Here is a 17,750-nt window from a genome sequence, read left to right as displayed (position 1 = left end):
CAATCCGAGGCCGGATACATTGATGCAAGACCGCTCATCGCCAGCTCGACCAAATCTTCTTGCAACGCGCGGCCGGACCATACATTCGGGTCACAGGCCGACTCCCGCGCCGAGTTGCCCTGGGTCGGCTTATCTCCTCAAGGCGGACATAGCGGCCCTGTAAGCGAAGGTCGGCGACGGGGCCATGAGCGGACTTGGTCTCCCCAGTTGGGTCTGTTTCGCCACGGCGGCTAGTCACGTTGTCTACCGATTTCCAGGTGGAACGTCATGGCCCATCTCCCGCCGCTCATCCGGCAACGTCGACCCGGGCAAGCACTCGAACCGAACCTTGGGTCGCCCCGGAGGCCGCGATCAGGTCCGAAGTCGTTCTCCTCGCTCTTTGGTCTGATCTCCGGTTTCTAATTGCAGACCTCGAATTGGGTGCTGCCGTTGTTCAATGCGCCGTTGCCGACTTTCGCATACTCAATTCGGCAGCCTTTCGAAATGGGTCGGCAGCCGGCACTATTGCATACGACTTGTCCGCTGGGGTCCGGTTTGGATGGTGTAGGCTGGACCTTCTTGCGTTCCGCATCCCGCGGCGTTTCGTCACTCTTCGCGACCGGCTTCTTGTCCTGAGCCTTCTCGCATTCGTTGTCCTCGTTGACGCGATAGCCAACCCGGCAGGCGATCTTCACGCAGGTGTCGCCATCCGCTCTGAAACCGCGATCACAAATGAGGGGACAGACCCGACCAGGCTTGGCCTTGATTGCATCGAGAGCGTCAAAACTCGCGAGATTGCTGTCGAACCGGGTGCCAGCGTACTTGTTGAAGGCCGAGAGGGACCGCTGCGACGATGCATTCCAGTCGCCATCCGCAGCTGCGGAGAGGCAACCGACGCGACGCAACTCCGATTGCACCAGCTTCGCCGTCTCCCGCGGGGACAGGCTCGGCCCTGAGGAGGTCGGCGCGATTGCCGCGACCTTCTGCTCGCTCTCGACCTGCGCCTTCTTGTCGGCTGTCTGCTTCGCGGCCAGTTCGGCTGCGACCTTGTCGCTGGCGATCTTTTCGGCGAGCACCTTTTCGGCGGCCTGCTTGTCGGACAGCGCCTTGGCCACTGCGGCTTCGGCTTCCTTGCGCCGCTGCTCGGCTGCGGCGGCCTTGGCTTCCTCGATCTGTTTGGCCTTCTCGGCCGCGAGCCGGGCATCCTCAGCGGCCTTGGCGGCCGCTGCGGCCTTGTCCTGCTCGACCTTCTTGGCGCGGTCGGCGGCCAGCCGGGCCTTTTCGTCCTCGGCCTGCCTAGCCTTCTCCGCCGCCGCGTCGCGCGCTTCTTCGGCGGCAATCCTGTTCAATTGTCCCTTGGCAAGACTGGCGTAGAAGCCATCGGGGTACTGCACGAGGAAGGCCGCCCAGACCTCTCTGGTGCCGATCTGGAGAGCCAGCTCATAATCCCGGCGCAATGCATCTTGCGGACTCGCCTGCGGTCCAGGAGCGGCTATTGGCTTCGCCGCGACCAGCGGCACGTCGTCACCGCCGAGCGAACCGTAGACATAGGGCTCCTGCTTGTAGCCGGTGTTTTTGAGCACATCGTCGCGGACGAAGCCGAAGGCCTTGCGCAGGTCGAGCCCTGGCGTGGGCAGCCGCTCGACAAGTGAGGCGGCAAACGGGCTGTTCTTGGAGTCGCCATCTGAGGCGGTCGAGCCCGCTTTAGCGGCGAAGGCGATCATCGTGTTCGGGCTGGTCGGCTCAATCTTGGCAAGGCCACGGCCGATGGCGCGCGAGGCGACGGTGCGCTTCATGCTCCTGGCAAATGGATTGTCGCGGCAGGCATCCAGAATGACCAGCCGGAGCTGCTTGGCGGGCTCGACCGCGAACAGGGCACGATCCAACGCAAGCGTTTCATCGAGAACGTCGCTGTCGGTCTCGAGCGTGGCGTCGATTGGGATCAGATAGTTGGTGCCGTCCAACTCGATACCGTGACCGGCATAGTAGATGACAGCTATCTCAGCCTCCCGCGCCTTGCCGCCGAACTCGCGGAGCGCCTTGCGCATCTCGGCGACAGTGAGATCGTGCCTGACATCGACACTCTCGAAGCCGGCCTTCTTGAACATTCCCGCGACCGAGGCGGCGTCGTTCGCTGGGTTCGACAGTCGCGCCACGTTCTTGTAGGCGGAGTTGCCTATGACCAGAGCGACCCGGCGCTCGGCATGCGCCGATCCGCAGGTCAGAATGAAAAAGAACAATGAAAACCAGCGAAACGCGCCCATCGAAGCCCCGAGTAATATGTGCGCAGCGTATGTAGAGCCTCCCAAAAGGCAAGCTCCTGTTCTGTGACGCTGGTCACGCTCACGTCCCGGTTGGCCTCGAACGTCTGCAACGGGTCAAAAGCAGCGGTCGAACCGGGCGGGACGTTGCGTCCGCTATAGGGACGAAAGCCGACATCAAAACGGATCCGTCGTGCTTCGGTTAATGGACGACGACAAAGGCCTTCTACGTTTCTCGTCGTCCTCGATGAGCCGCGCCGTGGTGTTAGAGCGCTATTCGCCCCAAGCGAGCTGAATAACTATTTCGATAAACCGAACTACCGCTTGCTGCGTCGGGCAAAACAGTGGTTGATAGGGTGCTGGTAGTCGACATGGGAGCCAGCATCGTGGCCGATGAACGCGTGACGTCTTCAGAGCTATCGAAGATAGCGAAGCTTAACGGAGACTTCAGGAGGAATTACGGGACGCTGCTCGGAGCCGTCCTGTACCTGCGCTCGATCAGTGCCGCACGTGGACGCTCTTGGTTTTTGGCCGGCTTGATTTCGATTGCTTGTTCCGCGGCGGTGGGTTGGCTTGGGAAGCACGGCTTTTTTTGGCTAGTCAGCAGATAGTCCCGAAGACGCTCCGCTTCAGCGGTCCTCGGGAGGACATTCGGGACAGGCGTCGCCGATCGACTCCAGCACGCCCCGAATCTCGGCCACCGCCTCGTCTGCAGACAGTTCGGCCGGCGCATCCTGTCTCGCGATTTCCATTGCTCTGTCGCGAGCGTGCGGGTCGGCACGTTCCCGCATCCAGCCGTGTTGCTCGCACTCACGCATGGCGCCAGCGTCGTGCAGGACAGAGATAGCCCATCCCCGCAGGGTCCGGATTGTTGGCCGTCTTTCCCGTGTCATCAGCATAAGTGATTGCTCCTGCCCGGACGAATCCTTCCGTCCCTCCGTCGTTCCGTGCGGTTAGCACGGAGCAGGGATTCCGAATCATCAGGGCGCGGCCTTGTCCACCTGTTCCGCAGGTCTGTGCAGAACTACGTGGCGGCCGCGGGATCTTCCTTCTCTCCGGTGGCGACGATCTTGAACGCTTTGTCCGGAAGCGGCCGCTGCAGCGCCTTAGCCTCGCCCCAGGGGGCGCGGAGCCAGACGTCGTATTCCTCAGTAGTCGTCAGGATGACGGGCATTGCTTTTGGGTGGACGCGTTTCACCTCGGCATTCGGCTCACAGGTCAGGAAACCGAAAATATCGGCGTTCACTTCGCCTTCCCTTGCCTTTCGGACAGATGTCCAGTTCGTCCAGATGCCGGCGAAAGCGACGAGGGGCCGAGACTCGTCGAGGGCGAACCACACCGGCACCTTCTTGCCCTCAATCGTGTCGTACTCGGAAAATGACGTCAGGGGGATGAGGCAGCGATTGCTTGGACCGAGCCACCGCTTCCAGTGCGCGCTAGCGACATTCCGGATATTAGTCGTGCCGCTGTCCGGCTCCATCCGGAGCAGTTCCTTGAAGTCGACCGTCTTGCCCTTCGCTTCCAGTTTTTCAACTCGCTTCTTCGTCGCGTCCAGGAGTGCCTCTGCGACGATGGCATGCCCCAGCGAGCCATGACGATCTCTCGTCCATCCGAAGCATTGCGGACGATAGGGGCCGGGTAGTCCGGGAAGATGCCCGGCATGCTGGGCAAATTTCCGACGCTGCTGTTGAGCGCGCCGAACAGGTGACGGATCGCGTCCACGTTCTTCGTCATCGAGTAGAGATTGCACACGTTCAGGTCTCCGGAGGTGCCTGGCGGGGACGGGGCCTCAGTTGCAGGAGGGTGGCGGCCGGACGGCGGCCGGCCTTAGCACAGTTGCTGCAACGAAGCCGGCTGGCGAGGTCGTGGACCGATGTGGTCGGCGGATGCCGCAGCATGGCCAGCTCGACGTCCCTCTTGGTCTTGCAGCGCGAACATTCGATCTCAAGTGATGAGTAGCCGCCATTCACGGCTTGGTCGATCGTGGGGGACGGATCGATCGGTCCTCCATCTGCCCACATCCTCTCGTTCCAAGATTCGCACAACAGCTTGTCGGCCTGACGGATGAGAGCTTCGCCCTTGGCGCGGGCTTCAGCCGATTGCGACTCCAGGATCGTGGTCATCGCGCGGGCCTTGTTCAGCTCTTTGCCGAGTACCTTTCGATCACCTCCGGAGAGGGGTGTCGGATGGTGCTTGGGCGCCATCGTGCCGGCCCTAGTCGAACGTCGGCCAGCAGCCATCCTCTTCGTAACGGCCCGTCCGCTTGGTGCAGGTATTGTCCAATAGTCGCTGCCCGACTTCCTTCCAGACCGCGTCCGCGCCGTAAAGGCGGGTGGCGTCGACCTTCTGGATTTCGACCAGCCTGCCGCACCGGCTGCAGCCAACCCGCAGGATATGGTGTGAGATTTGGCGCAGCCGCAGCGCCCCTGCGGCGTGTCCGGGCTTCGTCTCTACACGACCCTCGTCGAGAAGAGCCTGCCAGTATTCCGGCGGCAGATCGGCGTCTGGAGCCAATCCAGGCGCGGGCGGCATGTTTCGGCGGACGGCACCAGTCATCTTTTCTATCTGCTTCGGGGTCGGATGCGCCAGCTCGCGGGTCGGTCGGTCATGCCCGATTAGAACATATCAGAAACAATGGAGTCGATCCCCCGTTAGAAAAAATCATCCCGTGGGCCCGTTCGGCCGGTCGGAACCGGGCGCGATCGTTCGTCTTGAGTGTGTGCGTCCCGAAACAGGAGTTCTGCGTAAATGGCACCGCGCGCCAACTGGAAAGGCTTCCTGCGATTGTCCCTGGTGACCTGCCCGGTGGCGCTCTACCCCGCCACATCCGAGAGCGAGAAGATCTCGTTCAACCAGCTCAACCGGCAGACCGGCCACCGTATCAAGTACCTGAAGGTGGACGCGGACACCGGCGACGAGGTGTCCAACGAGGACATCGTCAAGGGCTACCAGATCGAGAAGGACCAGTTCATCGAGGTCACCAAAGAAGAACTCGAGGAGGTCGCGCTGGAGTCCACGCGCACCATCGAGATCGATGAGTTCGTGGACAAATCCGACATCGATCCGCGTTACTTTATCCGGCCCTACTACCTTCGCCCCGATGGCAAGGTCGGTCACGACGCGTTCGCCGTGATCCGGGAGACCATCCGAGAGATGAACAAAGTCGCGATCGGGCGGGTCGTGCTGACCAGTCGCGAGCACATCATCGCGCTTGAGCCGATGGACAAGGGTCTCGTCGGCACGCTGCTTCGCTATCCGTACGAGGTGCGCAGCGAACAAGAATACTTTGACGAGATCCAAGACGTCAAAGTCACTAAGGATATGCTGGATCTCGCCAGGCACATCGTCAACCAGAAGGCGGGCCGTTTCGAACCGGAGAAGTTCGAAGATCAGTACGAAAGCGCACTGATCGAACTCATCAACCAAAAGCGAGCCGGCAAGACGATCACGCCAAAGGAACGGCCCCGCGGTGAGAACGTCGTTGATCTGATGGACGCGCTGCGCAAAAGCGTCGGGGGCGCAGCGGCGGAAACCAGGGCTGCGAAGAAGCCGGCCAAGAAAGCGAAGAAGAGGACGGCCGGCCAGAAGGAAATGCTGATGCCGATCGAAGGCAAGAAGCCGGTGAAAGAAGCCGCAGCGAAGAAGCCGACAGGAAGATCGCAACGTAAGTCAGCGTGAAGCTCTGGTTGCCCTATTAAGGGTAAGCGTCGTGCGCGGTCGGCAAGTCCGAGTATCGACGAGCAACAGAAATCTGACTTGGTGCGCGGATTGCTGCCGCCATGCGGGCGCTCCGCGCAATCAGGCGAGTTCAAATTGCGCAGACAGAAGCTGCCGCGCATCAAGCGGGTGGGCTTGCGCGTCTAGAACGAACGGGCGCCGTTTGGTGGCACAACGACGCTCCCGACCTGAACCGACACGTGGTGAAGACACTCAACACTCACCACGCGGAATGATAGGCACACCACAAAGCGCGTTGGACCCCGAAGGCCGGGGGTAGCCGAAAATGGGTCCCCCGAAAGGGTAGCACAGCAAGCAAGGATCCTTCGCTGAGGTATCCTCCATGGTTCTTACCCCGGGGCTCTCTGCTAGGTTCGACCAGACAGTGAAGGATATCGTGTCGGCTTTTGCGCAGCAGCGGACAAATTAAGCTCGATCTGGCATGTTGGCTAAGGGCGGCCAGAACCAGATTCCCATGGGGTTGGGTCGGCTACTTGGTACACCACCACCGCAAACTCTTGTGCATCGCTCCGCCCGCGCCAATTCAGGATGACTTGGCATAACGTCTAGCCGCGCTCCGTTGTGTCACGGGAGAAGGGAACGATCTCTGCGAGATGGCCGGAGGCTTTACGTGCTGTGGTCTGTACAAAGGTCGCATAACGCGCGACTTCGACCGTTGTCGGCATGACAAGCCCTTGTGCGGAAAATCCGTTGCGTACTTTGGTCCATGCCTCGACTTGTTGATCTGTCAACTTGTCTCCGGGCGTTCCACTCTCAAGCTGGACGAATAGTTCGGCAGGTCTGGAAAAAGCCTTCGGCGCGAATAGCTCGATGGCGCCGAGGAGAATGAGCGCTGGCTCATCGATGACCGGACGTGAGCCCTCTTGGAACCACGCCGCCGGTACGAGGGGATGACGAAGGCGAAGCCCAAGCCAATGCAACAGGCTGTCAATCCAATCGGGCTCATAGATTGCGGGACGCAGACGCGCTGCCAAATACCGCATTCGGTTTTGATAGCGCTTGATTGCACGCGGGGTCGCGTTGATCGCAGCCAACAGCGGCTTCACTGCCTGCATCGCTTTGGCGAACCGGGGCGAATCTTGAACGATCTGTCGCTGCCGATGGACCGCAACTGCGACACCAAAAAGGAAAGTGATGCCTATCAGGAACACGGTGGGAGCCCAGTACAGCCACTGCCCCGAACCGGGCAGCTCTGTTGGGTTTGCAGTTTTGGTAAGATCGACGTGTGCAAGGTTGAATATCTCTCCTTTTGGCGGTTGCACGACGCTGGCAGGAGGAGGCGTCGAGCTGCTCACGCCCGCGCCCACGACCGCCGCCGTGGTGGTCGACGTTGGGTTGGCGTACGGCTGGCGCAACCGTTCTGTGCCCCACATTAGGAAAATACCGGCCAGATAAGCGAACAGGCCGACCCTCGCGATCTGGAAGCCTGCCTGGCTGAGCCGCTTTGTGGCATACAACCAAGCCGGCGCGTCGTCATCACGAGCGTTTTCCAGTTGAATACTGCGGAAAAGCAAGGCATCGGTTGCTGCATCGTCGAGCGCCGGAACCGGCACTTCAATATTGATGAGCTTCTCTAGATAGTGGCGAGCAAAGGCGCGCTGCTTGCCCGACTTATCCGGTGTCTCATCCGATGCGTAGATCAGTTCGTCCTCGGGCAGACCTTCAACAAGCTTCTCGAAGCCCAGGCCAACGCAATATTCGATCTGTCGGCGGTCCATCCCCAACACGACAATACAGGGGCCCACTGACACCAGATAGTTCACGGCTTCCAATATCTTCAGCACATCGCCAGGTGGGCAGCGGTCGAGATCATCAATCAAAATCACTAAGCCGGGCGAAGTGCGGGTCAACAGTGCGCTGCATACGTCGCGGAACTGTTCGCCAAAGCGATGGCGAAAGGCCAGCTTGTCACTGAAGTCGCCCAATGAAGCGCGCCGGGCGAGCGCGAAAACTAACTTGGCTGGATTGGCGGGCAGGGCAACCAGTTTGCCGCGGAGCCGTAACGCAAGCAGCGCTAGTCCACCAGAGCCGGCGAGCGCCAAACTGAGCGCGGCCCGCCCGCTTTCTGCGACGTCGTTTCCGAAAAACCCTATGACACGCTCTGCTATCCGATCCACGTCCTTGGGATCATCGTTTAGTGCGACGCGCACGGTAAGCAGAGCGATCCCTACAAACAAAGCGCAGTAGACCAGATTGATCACCTGTCGCTTGGATCTCATCCACAGCAGGCGCGCACGGAACACGAGGCCCGGCCAGGACCACCATCCGGGTGGGGCTTCGCGACGAATAGCTTCGAATAACGCGGCGAGCAGGTGCTCCTCCTCTCGGTGATGCCACGCATTGAACCATACCGCGCGTCCCCCGTAGCGCTGCAGGTCGGACATGAGCAAGTTCATAAGCGAGCTCTTGCCGCTTCCCCATCGTCCCGTAATCGCAAGCGTCAGTGGCGGCTGGGTATTGATGTTGCGCAGGAAGCGCGACAGGCTGCGGGCAAGCGGTTTGAGCGAGCGGGCATCAGGCTCGTTCCAGCGCAGCGGTTGGTCTGAGGTTGCGACCTCCTCAATTGATTGCTGAGGGGGCGCCGGGTCGGCGCGCCAGGCACGAATCAACAAGAGCCCGGAAAGTAGCAGCGCCGGAATACCAAAAAAGAAGTACCAGGTAGCAAGGTAATGAGGCAGCTCGCGCCAGCCGTCCGCTGCCCCTTCCTTGACCCCCGCGCTGTTGGCAGCAATGATCGTCTGCCGTCCGTCTGCATGTTTGCCGACAGCCCAGCCTACGCCGCTGGGAGTTTCTATGTGGATGCCGGTAAGCGCAAGGCCATCCTTGGCATACAGTTTTGACCAAGTGCGGCCCCCGTCCGTCGTATGGAGAATGAGGCCGCCGTCGCCTGCCACCCAGCCCTCATTGGCATTCAGGAAGGTGAGCGTTCGTAGCCTAAGGCGCTTGTCCTCGATGGGAATATTGACGGTGCGAAGGAAGCTAGTAGTAACCGCTTGTTGCTGTTGCTGCTCTTGCGAAACCTTACCAAACAGGGCGAGCGTGTTGTTAGCCGTGAGCGCAATCGCCGCATCCGCTCCGATAACCTTGACGGCGATCAGGTCGATCGTGTCGCCCGGATTCACCGGCGACCAATCGCGACCATCCGCGCTGTACGCCGCATACCCATCTGATCCGACGAGCCACAGAACACCAGCATTGGAGGACGCGATATCTCGAACCACGGGCGGCGAGAAGTTTATGACACCAGCTACGTCGGGCAATATCCAAAGTCGAACCAATCCGTCCGCTAGGCCTGCAGACACCACGCGCATCCCGTCGCGAGAGAATGCGATCTTCGCGACTGCACCTTGGTGAGCATTCGGCCGTGGGAAAAGAACCGGCTTAGGATAAAGTGACAACCACACGATGGTGCCCCCCTCGTCACCGGCCGCGAGAAGGTTACCATCGGATGAAAGCGCAATGCTCGATACCGGTCTCCCAAATAGCTTATAGGGCTCCGCCACAGGCTCGCCCAAGAGGCTCCAGAACCGCACTGTTTGGTCTCGGCTGCCCGAAGCGATGCGCGTGCCGTCCGAAGAGAATGCCACGCCCAACACCGGTCCAGAGTGTCCCGTGAACGGCTCCGCAATCGGATGGCCCGCTGTGGTCCACAACCGCACTGTGTAGTCTTGGCCGCCTGAGGCTATGCGCGTGCCATCGGCTGAGAATGCCACACTCAATACGGCTCCCATGTGACCCGTTAACACTGCGATGGCCTTGCCATCGGATGTCCAAAGCCGCACTGTTTTGTCTTGGCTGCCCGAAGCTATGCGCCTGCCATCTGGCGAGAATGCAACAGTGCAAGCCGGTCCAGTGTGCCCTTTGAACACCGCGATGGCCTTACCGTCGGACGTCCAAAGCCGCAACGCGCCGTCCTCGCCTCCCGACACCATGCGCAGACCGTCTGGCGAAAACGCCACGCCACATATCTGCACATCAGTCACTTCTAGCGGCGCCGGAGATTCTCCATGGAGTGTTGTCACGGCCGTCCCGCCAGACGCGCTCGCGGTCACAATTCGCGTGCCATCGGGTGAAACGTCTAAGCCCACAATTCTAGTGCCACGCGCAAGGATTCTTCCCTGAATGGGCGCCGTTCGTTCCAAGAGCCGGAACTGTTTCCAGACACCCGGCTTCCCTTCGGCCAGTGCGAAGACTACGCCCGAAGGTGTTATGGCGAACAAGTGTCCCGTCGCTTCAGATCGATGGAGACGAACCGCAGACTGGACGGCTCCGTCGCTATCGCGAAATTGCATCTGGCCGTCCGGTGTTATCTCGATACCGCCGCAACTACCCGGCTCGGAACAAAGGTGCCGAGGGACGATTGCCGAACTGCTGCCCGCCGGAACGACAGGAATTTCTCGATAGCCTCGATGTGGCTCGGGCGTCGCGAGCCGCGTAAGCAGATCTGGCGTTTCAAACATTTTTACGCGACGCGGCTCTTGAAAATATGCACCCCAAACGAGGATCGCGCTGATCGCGAGCACGATGAAGCCAGCAGAGCCTCGCCATATCGCTCGCCCCCCACGCAACTTCGCAGGCCAAATTCTCGCAGAGGATTCGGTTGGCGCGTCCAAGGCAATGTACCTCAGATGAGATTGAGATCTTGGGTGCGGCCTGAACTCCTAGAACTACTTTAGAGCGAGTTGAATTGCTTCGCAACGGCTGAGCGGACGCGAATGCGGCCGGCCTCGCTGTTGGGCAATCGAATGTCTGTTTTGGGAAGCGGCCGACGCCAAGGCCGACGTAATGTCTGCATTGGCAGTCGCCGACAATGGCCTGGGGATGTCAGGCCCGTCGCTATATCCGCGACGTAGTCGGGCCCTGAGAGGGCCGGGGGATAGCTAAAAATGGGTCCCCGAAAGGTAGCACAGCTGCCTCAACAACGCTTTGAGAGCAGGCCTTCTCCAAGGCCGCAATCATCGGCATGTACGAGTGGTCCGGACTGATTACAGTCCAGCGTCCTGTTAGCCGTCGATCTTGCGTCGGGAGGACGAAATGGGCTTGGGGAAGCAGGCGAAGACGTTGAGCAATGGGCAAGCTCAAGCCACCCTCTCCTACCTCTCGACTACCAGGTACCCTGAGCGCAACAGACTGATCTTCCTGCTCTCATCCAAGGCTGGATTTAGGGCGAAGGAAATAGCCCGACTGACCTGGCGGATGGTGTGCGACGCAGCAGGGCAAGTCGGCCATGCTATCCACCTCTCAGATGCTGCGAGTAAGGGCACCTCTGGCCGGGTGATCCCGATGCATCCAGAAGTCAGGACCGCGCTGATTGCGTACCGGCAGACCATGACAAAGGCGAGCGGAGACTACGTGATCGGCACTGAGCGATCGGCCTGTACGTCACCGCAGGCCATCGTGAACATGTTCCAGAGATGGTACCGGCACCTCGGTTTCGTAGGCTGCTCCAGCCACAGCGGCCGCAGGACCTTCATCACCGGCGCTGCGCGGAAGATTTCCACCGTGGGCGGATCGCTCAGGGATGTTCAAGCTCTGGCCGGACACTCCAACCTGCGGACCACGCAGCGATACATCGAAGAGAACGCCGACGCTCAACGGAAGGTCGTTCAGCAACTCTAGGAACGGTTTCTGAACCCGTTCGCCAAGGAGTGGCAAAAGCGAAAAAGCAAGACACGTGTTGCGTGTGTTTGAAAAATCGTTTCAAATGGAGTTTTCGAGCGGCGGTGAGGAGCAAATGCGAATCTATCTGTCGTCATTGTTCATGATGCTCTCAGCCGTTCTTTCGAACGGTCCCGCGGTGGCCGTGACGCCGACAGCAACCGTCGAAGCTTGGTGCAAAGGAGCCTCGCTGAGGTCCAATCTCTCTAAGCTCCTATCTGAGGATGCCGTAAAAGCGAAATGGCTCGAAATTGGAAATTTGATCGCCGTACAGGGCGAAGAAAAGGCATTCCTTAGCGCGCGCAAATTGCTTCAAGAAGCGGATCCGAAGACCTTGTCCAACTTGTTTATCTCGGTGCGACAAGTAGGGAAGGCTGAGGAGACGCGCAAGGTGCCCCTTTATTGGGTCCTTCTGCGATTGCGGATCCACGACCTTTTGCACAACGATCGAAAGAAGACGCTGGACAGCGTGTGCCAACTCTTCCGGTCTGTGCGAGCCGGTAGGCCAGGTGGTGGCGACACCTTCGACTTAAATCAGGAAGTTGAATTTGTGGCGGAGCTACTATCCAGTCACGGATTCGTTGCCCAAGCTGAGACGCTATACAGGTTCGGCCTCGAACGGACGAAAGGGGAGGAAGGGAAGCGCTGTTCGTCCGTGTTTATCGGGCGGCGCTTATGCAGCGGTTTGGTTCGCACACTTGTAATCCAGAAACGATACGCCGACGCCGCGAAGCACATTGAAAACATGCTGAAAGGCGTAGAAAGCGACGTGGGCTTCAATCATCCCGACTATTTTATCGGTATTGACCTCGCTCTTAGCGTGGCTGAAGGGATCCAGGGTGACCTTGATCCGTTCATTGAGCTACTATCGGTCTTAAATGACGCGTTACAGGCCGCGTCCGAAGCGATCCTTAAGCTTGATCACAAAAGCTCGCAATATGCGGACATTCTTGGATTATTAGTGAAAGACAACGTTCGGATGGCTGACCTCTTCGAAGGTGTCGATCGCAAGGAAGCCAAAAAACATTCAAGTTTCGCCTTAGATGGTTCCATTCTCCTTGCCTTGCATCTTTCCGGAGAAGGAAATGAGGTAAACTCGGAGCGTCTGCAAGGCGCTGTTGGTGCTGCGTTGTATCTTTCCAAAGAACTCAATCGACCTCTACGCCATGCACTCCTTACCGAATGGCACAGTCGCTTGCAATCGAGCGATCTGTTCAAGAATGCCCCGCTGCAACGGAGAGATACTCAGAGCTCTGATCAAGGCTGGGTAAACTTCACTCATGGCCTCGTCGAGTTTGAAAGCATAATTAGGACGACACCAACGAGCCGAGAAGCGAATGTCCTGACACGCCAGCTTCTGGAAGCGGTCGTCGATTACGTTGAACAATTGCAAGGCCGCTTTCATTCTCAGACCCTGGCTGCGAGAATGGATGTAGCCAAGTATGATGTCTGGTCCGGGGACGGTTCAAGCGGTAGGAAAGCTGGATCGCTCGTCGTTGAGCGGATGACGCAATTGATGTCGCTCGATTTAAAGGGATGGGAGACCTGGCAATATCAACTGGAGGGCTGGCGAGACTTTCTTGTGTGGTACCGTGATCTATTGCTGTTTGATATTGATAGAAAAGCCATCCCGGCGGATCAGCTAAAGCAAGCGCTTCAAGTCAGTCAGCTTCTCCGACATAATCGCTCGTCTTGGGCACTGACAGCCTTAGCGGCGCGTGAAAATCAAACCGAAAGTGTGAAAGTTCTGTTGAAGCGACATGCTCAACTATATGACTCTATCTTCGAAATAGAGCGGTGCATGATCAACTTTAATATCTGCCCTTCTTCGGTTAAGCCGCACGAAGCTCGTCGCAGTCGAGACGCGGTCGTGCTCGAGGTCGAAAACCTTTCTAACGAACTGAAGAAGATTGCCCCCCAGTATGCGACAATTGCGACACCTCAGCTGCTCTCCCCTGATGAGATCGCTGCCACGCTAAAGCGTGATGAGGTGTTCGTTATGTTCGACTGGGACAAAAGCGGCATTGTAACATTCGTGGTTACTCCATTTGACGGCGCATCCGTTAGGCGAGCCTCTAGCTCAGTGGGGAGGGAAGCGACTCGGTTAGTTCACAAGCTTCGATGTGGATTGGACAGGGCCGCTTGGGAGATGAAGTCCCCGTTCAATACCGAAAAACTTCCCGCTCGAGCGAAATTGCTGATGAGGGAGACTTGCTTCAACCTGACCGGCGAAGCCGCGCCATCGCCGGATCGGCTCCCATTTGACCTCAGCAGCGCTTATGATCTTTACGGCATTTTATTGAAGCCACTCGAGCTAGAAATCGAGGGAAAGCGCCTGATCGTTGTTGCTACAGGACCGCTCTCATCGCTTCCACTGAGCGTCTTAGTTACAAAGAAACCTGCGGCAGGTGTGCCGTCCGACCTGTCTGGCTACAGTGAGGCAAAATGGTTGGGATTAGAAGCTCAGCTGAGCTTGGTGCCCTCCCCTTCGGCACTTAAAAGCCTGCGTAGCGAAAGACCAAGTGAGGCGCACGCAGGCTCGCGCCGCGCTTATGTCGCTTTCGCCAATCCAGCGATTGACGGGGATCCGGCCGATGGGCGCGTGGCGTTTCGCCTCAAAGATTCTCGTCGAAAGGACAAGTGTTCGTCGCTCGGGGCACGAGCGGCTACTTCGACCAACCCCGCTGTGGACATCACAGCGACGTTCTTCAAGGGTGGGAGGGCGAATGGTAGTGCTATCCGTCAACAGATGCCACTTCCTGAATCCGCCGATGAAGTCTGTGAGATAGCGTCTGTGCTCAAGGCTCCGGATGGTGACATCTACTTGGGCGATAGAATGACCGAAGAGCAGATTAGATCGCTCAGTGACACTGGCGAGTTAAAGCAATTCGACATAGTGCATTTTTCGACACACGCCCTGTTGCCCCGCGAGACGCAGAAACTGACAGAAAGGCTTACCGAGCCCGCGCTAATTCTTTCTCCACCAAAAGAAGGAGGCGACGCTGGAAACGCGGCCAACGATGGCTTGTTGACAGCCTCAGAAATTGCCGCCCTGCGCATGGATGCGGACTGGGTAATCTTATCAGCCTGTAACACAGCCGCCGGACAGTCCGACACGTCAGAAGCGCTCAGTGGTTTGGCTAACTCATTTTTCCTTGCGGGCGCCCGAACGATCTTGGTCTCGCATTGGTATGTCGATGCAGAAGCATCTAAACGCATAATCACCGGCGCGCTTTCGGACATCTCGGAAAACAAGATGCATGGACGTGCCGAGGGCCTCCTCGCGGGCGCTCGCGCGGTCGTCAAGATGGGCGACTTGGCAGCTCATCCGATGTATTGGGCGCCGTTTTCGATCGTTGGTGAGGGAGCGAAATGACAATGAACAGGCGGGGCCTTGGCGTTTGGCTTAAGGGCATAGTGCATCCAGCATTTCTGGTGTTGATCGGGCTTGTCGTCTTCGCGCCTCGACCGACGTCTGCAGAGGATTTTGGTGCTTTCAAAGGCGACTTCATATTCAGGTGGCTGATCGATGGCCGCAAAATGGAGCTCACGTCGGCACTAGTCTACACCGACCCCAAGGGTACAACATGGGAAGTTCCAAGCGGAGCGATAACGGATGGCGCCTCAGTACCTCGCGTGTTCTGGACGTATGCTGATCCGTTTGTAGGCGAGCACAGGAATGCTGCCGTTATTCACGATCATTATTGTGAAACTAAATCTCGATCTTGGACGGCTACGCATCTGATGTTTTATCAAGCGATGCGCGCTGCAGGTGTGCCTGAGGTCAGAGCAAAGGTCCTCTACTCCGCTGTCTATTATTTCGGACCTCGCTGGGGCATTGGTACCGCTAGTAAAGGGCCAGGAGCAACACAGAGTTTGACAACTGAACAGGAGCGAGCGGTGCTGAATGGAGTAGAGGAGTGGATTGCTGCATCTGACCCTACCATCCCCGACTTGAACAAGAGACTTGATACGCTTAGCCCTGCGATTGCGAGATAAAAGCTAGCTGGCCGTCTCAAGATCTTGATGCAGCGAGCCTAAAGAGACACGCTTGCGCTGTTGGTTAAACTTACAGCGAGCGCCTCCTTGTCGGAGTATTCATCAGAATGCGACGACACCCGTGGATTCGATAGAATCGTCGACCATAATAGCGCTCAAATCTCAGCGTCATGTGCTGCACCACGACTTGCGTTGAGGAGTACTCGCGGAAACTCCGGTGGGCTGGGACATCGGTCGGAGCATCGGACTCATCGTCCGGTTCACTCCTGGGAACGAACCACACAAGCAGGCAATGGTCGCTAAACGAAGCCTGACGAGAGACGGAGAAGCTTTAGATCGTCGAGGGTGAGAAGATCGCCGACGCTTCTGACCCAATCAGTGCACGCTAAGGTCGGCGCTGCCAGACATTGCCAATAGCTCGTGTTCCCAGTCTCCCCGACGAAAAGTCACTACGTCCACTGCCTCTCCAAACCAATCGATGGTGAGCAATTTTGCATGGCCGTTGCGGAGCGTTGCCCAAACGCTGCTGTGCGTTCGGCCAAACAAACCGCCAGACGCGGCTCTGGGTTTTCGGGCGTGTGGCGCTGAAACCACGCCCGCCCATCGATGAGTGCAGCTCCTTGGTTGCGTATAAGAGCGACGGCAGCGTCACGTGAACCGATCGCTGCACTGAGACGCTTCCGGGATATTTCTCTCAACCATTCTCCTCGTGGCCGATTTCGAAGTTTTTGATTCCGAGTAGATGAGCAGCTTTGTCGCTACTGGAATTAGCAAATAAATTATCGAGAGCCGGGGTTTTCGGGCGCCTCAGGAAGATAAATACTTCGCAGGCCTTGCGTCTTGTTGGATGGCCACTTGAGCATCCCTGCGACCTGGAGCGTTACAGAATGCCACCGGCTTCCGACGGCATATGGTCTTCTATGACCAAATCACAGACCAAGCTTGAACATCCTTTCCATCAAACGGAGCATGAACGAGACATTGATCTTATCCAACCCCCTCATTCATCTTCCGTCCCCTTCAAGCAACGTTTCCCGGCTAGTCAATCCCTGCAATCGATGGTCGGCGGGTACTCGCGCCTTGTTGTTGAGCGTATGGAAAACGGATGGGCAGCATACCTCGTCACGTTCGTATTCGATCATCTTCGCGGCTCTCGTACATCCGTCCTTGGTCAAATGCGGGATGAGATCCTACGAATCTACTCGACATTCGTGACCAGGACGCACCGCAAGCCGAGGGCCGTCCCCACCGACCAGCTTCCGGTCTTGATCTCGGTTGCGGACCTTCCTGTAGTTAAGTCCATAAGGCCGAACGAACGGACATCGTGCAATGACGGCCTGCATCTCCACGCGATCCTGCTGGTGCCACCGATCACCCGGTTGAAGGAGCACGTAGCTGAACATTTCAAGCACCAGATGGACTTGTATGCCGGACCGAGAAAGCTCGTGGCGGGCATCCACGTCCGGCCGATAACCAGCACGCCAGAACGGGTGGTGGACTACGTGTTCAAGACGGTCCTCCGCGGGCGAGTTGCCTATGACGATGCCGTGCTCGTACTCCCCCGAGCGAGTGGCGAGCTCGATTGAATCGGCTAGCTGCGGACCCCTCGCCGGGCTGGAGACATTCGCCGCCCGGCTAGGACCGTGATGTCGATAACCATCGAATGCCGAGCGGCCGAGCGAATTAACCAACTATCCTCCGGTCCGTCAGGCCGCCGACTTAAGGGGCCCGGGATCGGTCTGTTCGAGCCGAAACGTGAGCCGAACGGTGTCTAAGGATGCGATGCGCATGATGACGTTCGGTGCCGGGTAGCAGTCGATCGTGCGGGCGGGCTTAGACGAGTCCCTAACCACCATCACGACCCGGACGAGGCCGTCGGAGTGATCAACGGCATGCTGGAGGTGACGAAAGAAGAGATGCTTGGCCGGGCCGTCTGCCCAATCGCTCGTGTCTGACTTCTCATAGATCATGCGTCCACCAGGTCCACGAAACCCGTCTCTCCAGAGGCTGACCGCGACGATCTTGCGGTCGGCGGACATGCCGGACCACTGGGTCATCGGGTTTCGCAGCGGGGTGCTGTAGTAGCCGAATGCTGATTTCCGGTTCATCTGGATC

11 protein-coding genes and 1 pseudogene are annotated in these 17,750 nt (G+C 58.4%); 5 read left to right on the top strand and 7 right to left on the bottom strand.

Going from position 1 to position 17,750, the window contains the following annotated elements; translation table 11 throughout:
- Positions 1-398: 398 nt before the first annotated feature.
- From ABIC03_RS35345 to ABIC03_RS35325, 5 genes and pseudogenes are all read right to left on the bottom strand, one after another.
- Positions 399-2,243, bottom strand: a complete 1,845-nt coding sequence (locus ABIC03_RS35345; RefSeq protein WP_354065024.1) for a caspase family protein — start codon at positions 2,241-2,243, stop codon at positions 399-401.
- Between the two features lie 626 nt (positions 2,244-2,869).
- The gene (locus ABIC03_RS35340) at positions 2,870-3,139 is read right to left on the bottom strand and encodes a hypothetical protein (RefSeq protein ID WP_354065023.1); all 270 of its coding nucleotides are present in this window, start codon (positions 3,137-3,139) and stop codon (positions 2,870-2,872) included.
- Between the two features lie 125 nt (positions 3,140-3,264).
- Positions 3,265-3,992: pseudogene (locus ABIC03_RS35335) on the bottom strand (SOS response-associated peptidase).
- A 2-nt stretch (positions 3,993-3,994) separates the two neighbouring features.
- Entirely contained in the window at positions 3,995-4,444 is a 450-nt protein-coding gene (locus ABIC03_RS35330; protein WP_354065021.1) for a hypothetical protein, read from the bottom strand.
- 10 nt (positions 4,445-4,454) lie between these two features.
- Complete coding sequence (locus ABIC03_RS35325; protein WP_354065019.1) at positions 4,455-4,796, bottom strand: hypothetical protein; 342 nt, start codon at positions 4,794-4,796, stop codon at positions 4,455-4,457.
- A 192-nt stretch (positions 4,797-4,988) separates the two neighbouring features.
- Between ABIC03_RS35325 and ku the strand changes: the two genes are divergently transcribed.
- On the top strand, positions 4,989-5,918 hold the full coding sequence (ku, locus tag ABIC03_RS35320; protein WP_354065017.1) for a non-homologous end joining protein Ku: 930 nt from the start codon (positions 4,989-4,991) through the stop codon (positions 5,916-5,918).
- Between the two features lie 605 nt (positions 5,919-6,523).
- On the opposite strand, the gene ABIC03_RS35315 is transcribed toward ku, so the two are convergent.
- A complete protein-coding gene (locus tag ABIC03_RS35315; RefSeq protein WP_354065015.1) occupies positions 6,524-9,961 on the bottom strand; it encodes a P-loop NTPase fold protein in 3,438 nt (1,145 codons plus the stop codon).
- A 1,051-nt stretch (positions 9,962-11,012) separates the two neighbouring features.
- Here ABIC03_RS35315 and ABIC03_RS35310 point away from each other — a divergent pair.
- The 4 genes from ABIC03_RS35310 to ABIC03_RS35295 all read left to right on the top strand — a co-directional run bounded on the left by ABIC03_RS35310 (position 11,013) and on the right by ABIC03_RS35295 (position 17,221).
- Complete coding sequence (locus ABIC03_RS35310) at positions 11,013-11,597, top strand: tyrosine-type recombinase/integrase (protein ID WP_354065013.1); 585 nt, start codon at positions 11,013-11,015, stop codon at positions 11,595-11,597.
- 55 nt (positions 11,598-11,652) lie between these two features.
- Positions 11,653-15,012 (top strand): CHAT domain-containing protein, encoded by a 3,360-nt coding sequence (locus tag ABIC03_RS35305; RefSeq protein WP_354065011.1) that lies wholly within the window; start codon positions 11,653-11,655, stop codon positions 15,010-15,012.
- Complete coding sequence (locus ABIC03_RS35300) at positions 15,009-15,635, top strand: DUF1353 domain-containing protein (RefSeq protein ID WP_354065009.1); 627 nt, start codon at positions 15,009-15,011, stop codon at positions 15,633-15,635. The genes ABIC03_RS35305 and ABIC03_RS35300 overlap by 4 nt, the downstream gene beginning before the upstream one ends.
- 920 nt (positions 15,636-16,555) lie before the next feature.
- Complete coding sequence (locus ABIC03_RS35295) at positions 16,556-17,221, top strand: hypothetical protein (RefSeq protein ID WP_354065007.1); 666 nt, start codon at positions 16,556-16,558, stop codon at positions 17,219-17,221.
- Positions 17,222-17,341: 120 nt separating this feature from the next.
- Here ABIC03_RS35295 and ABIC03_RS35290 read toward each other — a convergent pair whose 3' ends face one another.
- Positions 17,342-17,743, bottom strand: a complete 402-nt coding sequence (locus tag ABIC03_RS35290) for a hypothetical protein (RefSeq protein ID WP_354065005.1) — start codon at positions 17,741-17,743, stop codon at positions 17,342-17,344.
- Between the last annotated feature and the right edge of the window lie 7 nt (positions 17,744-17,750).

This window comes from Bradyrhizobium sp. RT6a, from assembly GCF_040547675.1.
Lineage (GTDB): Bacteria > Pseudomonadota > Alphaproteobacteria > Rhizobiales > Xanthobacteraceae > Bradyrhizobium.
The sequence above is the reverse complement of the archived record's forward strand: the minus strand, read 5'-3'. Positions and strand labels throughout refer to the sequence as shown.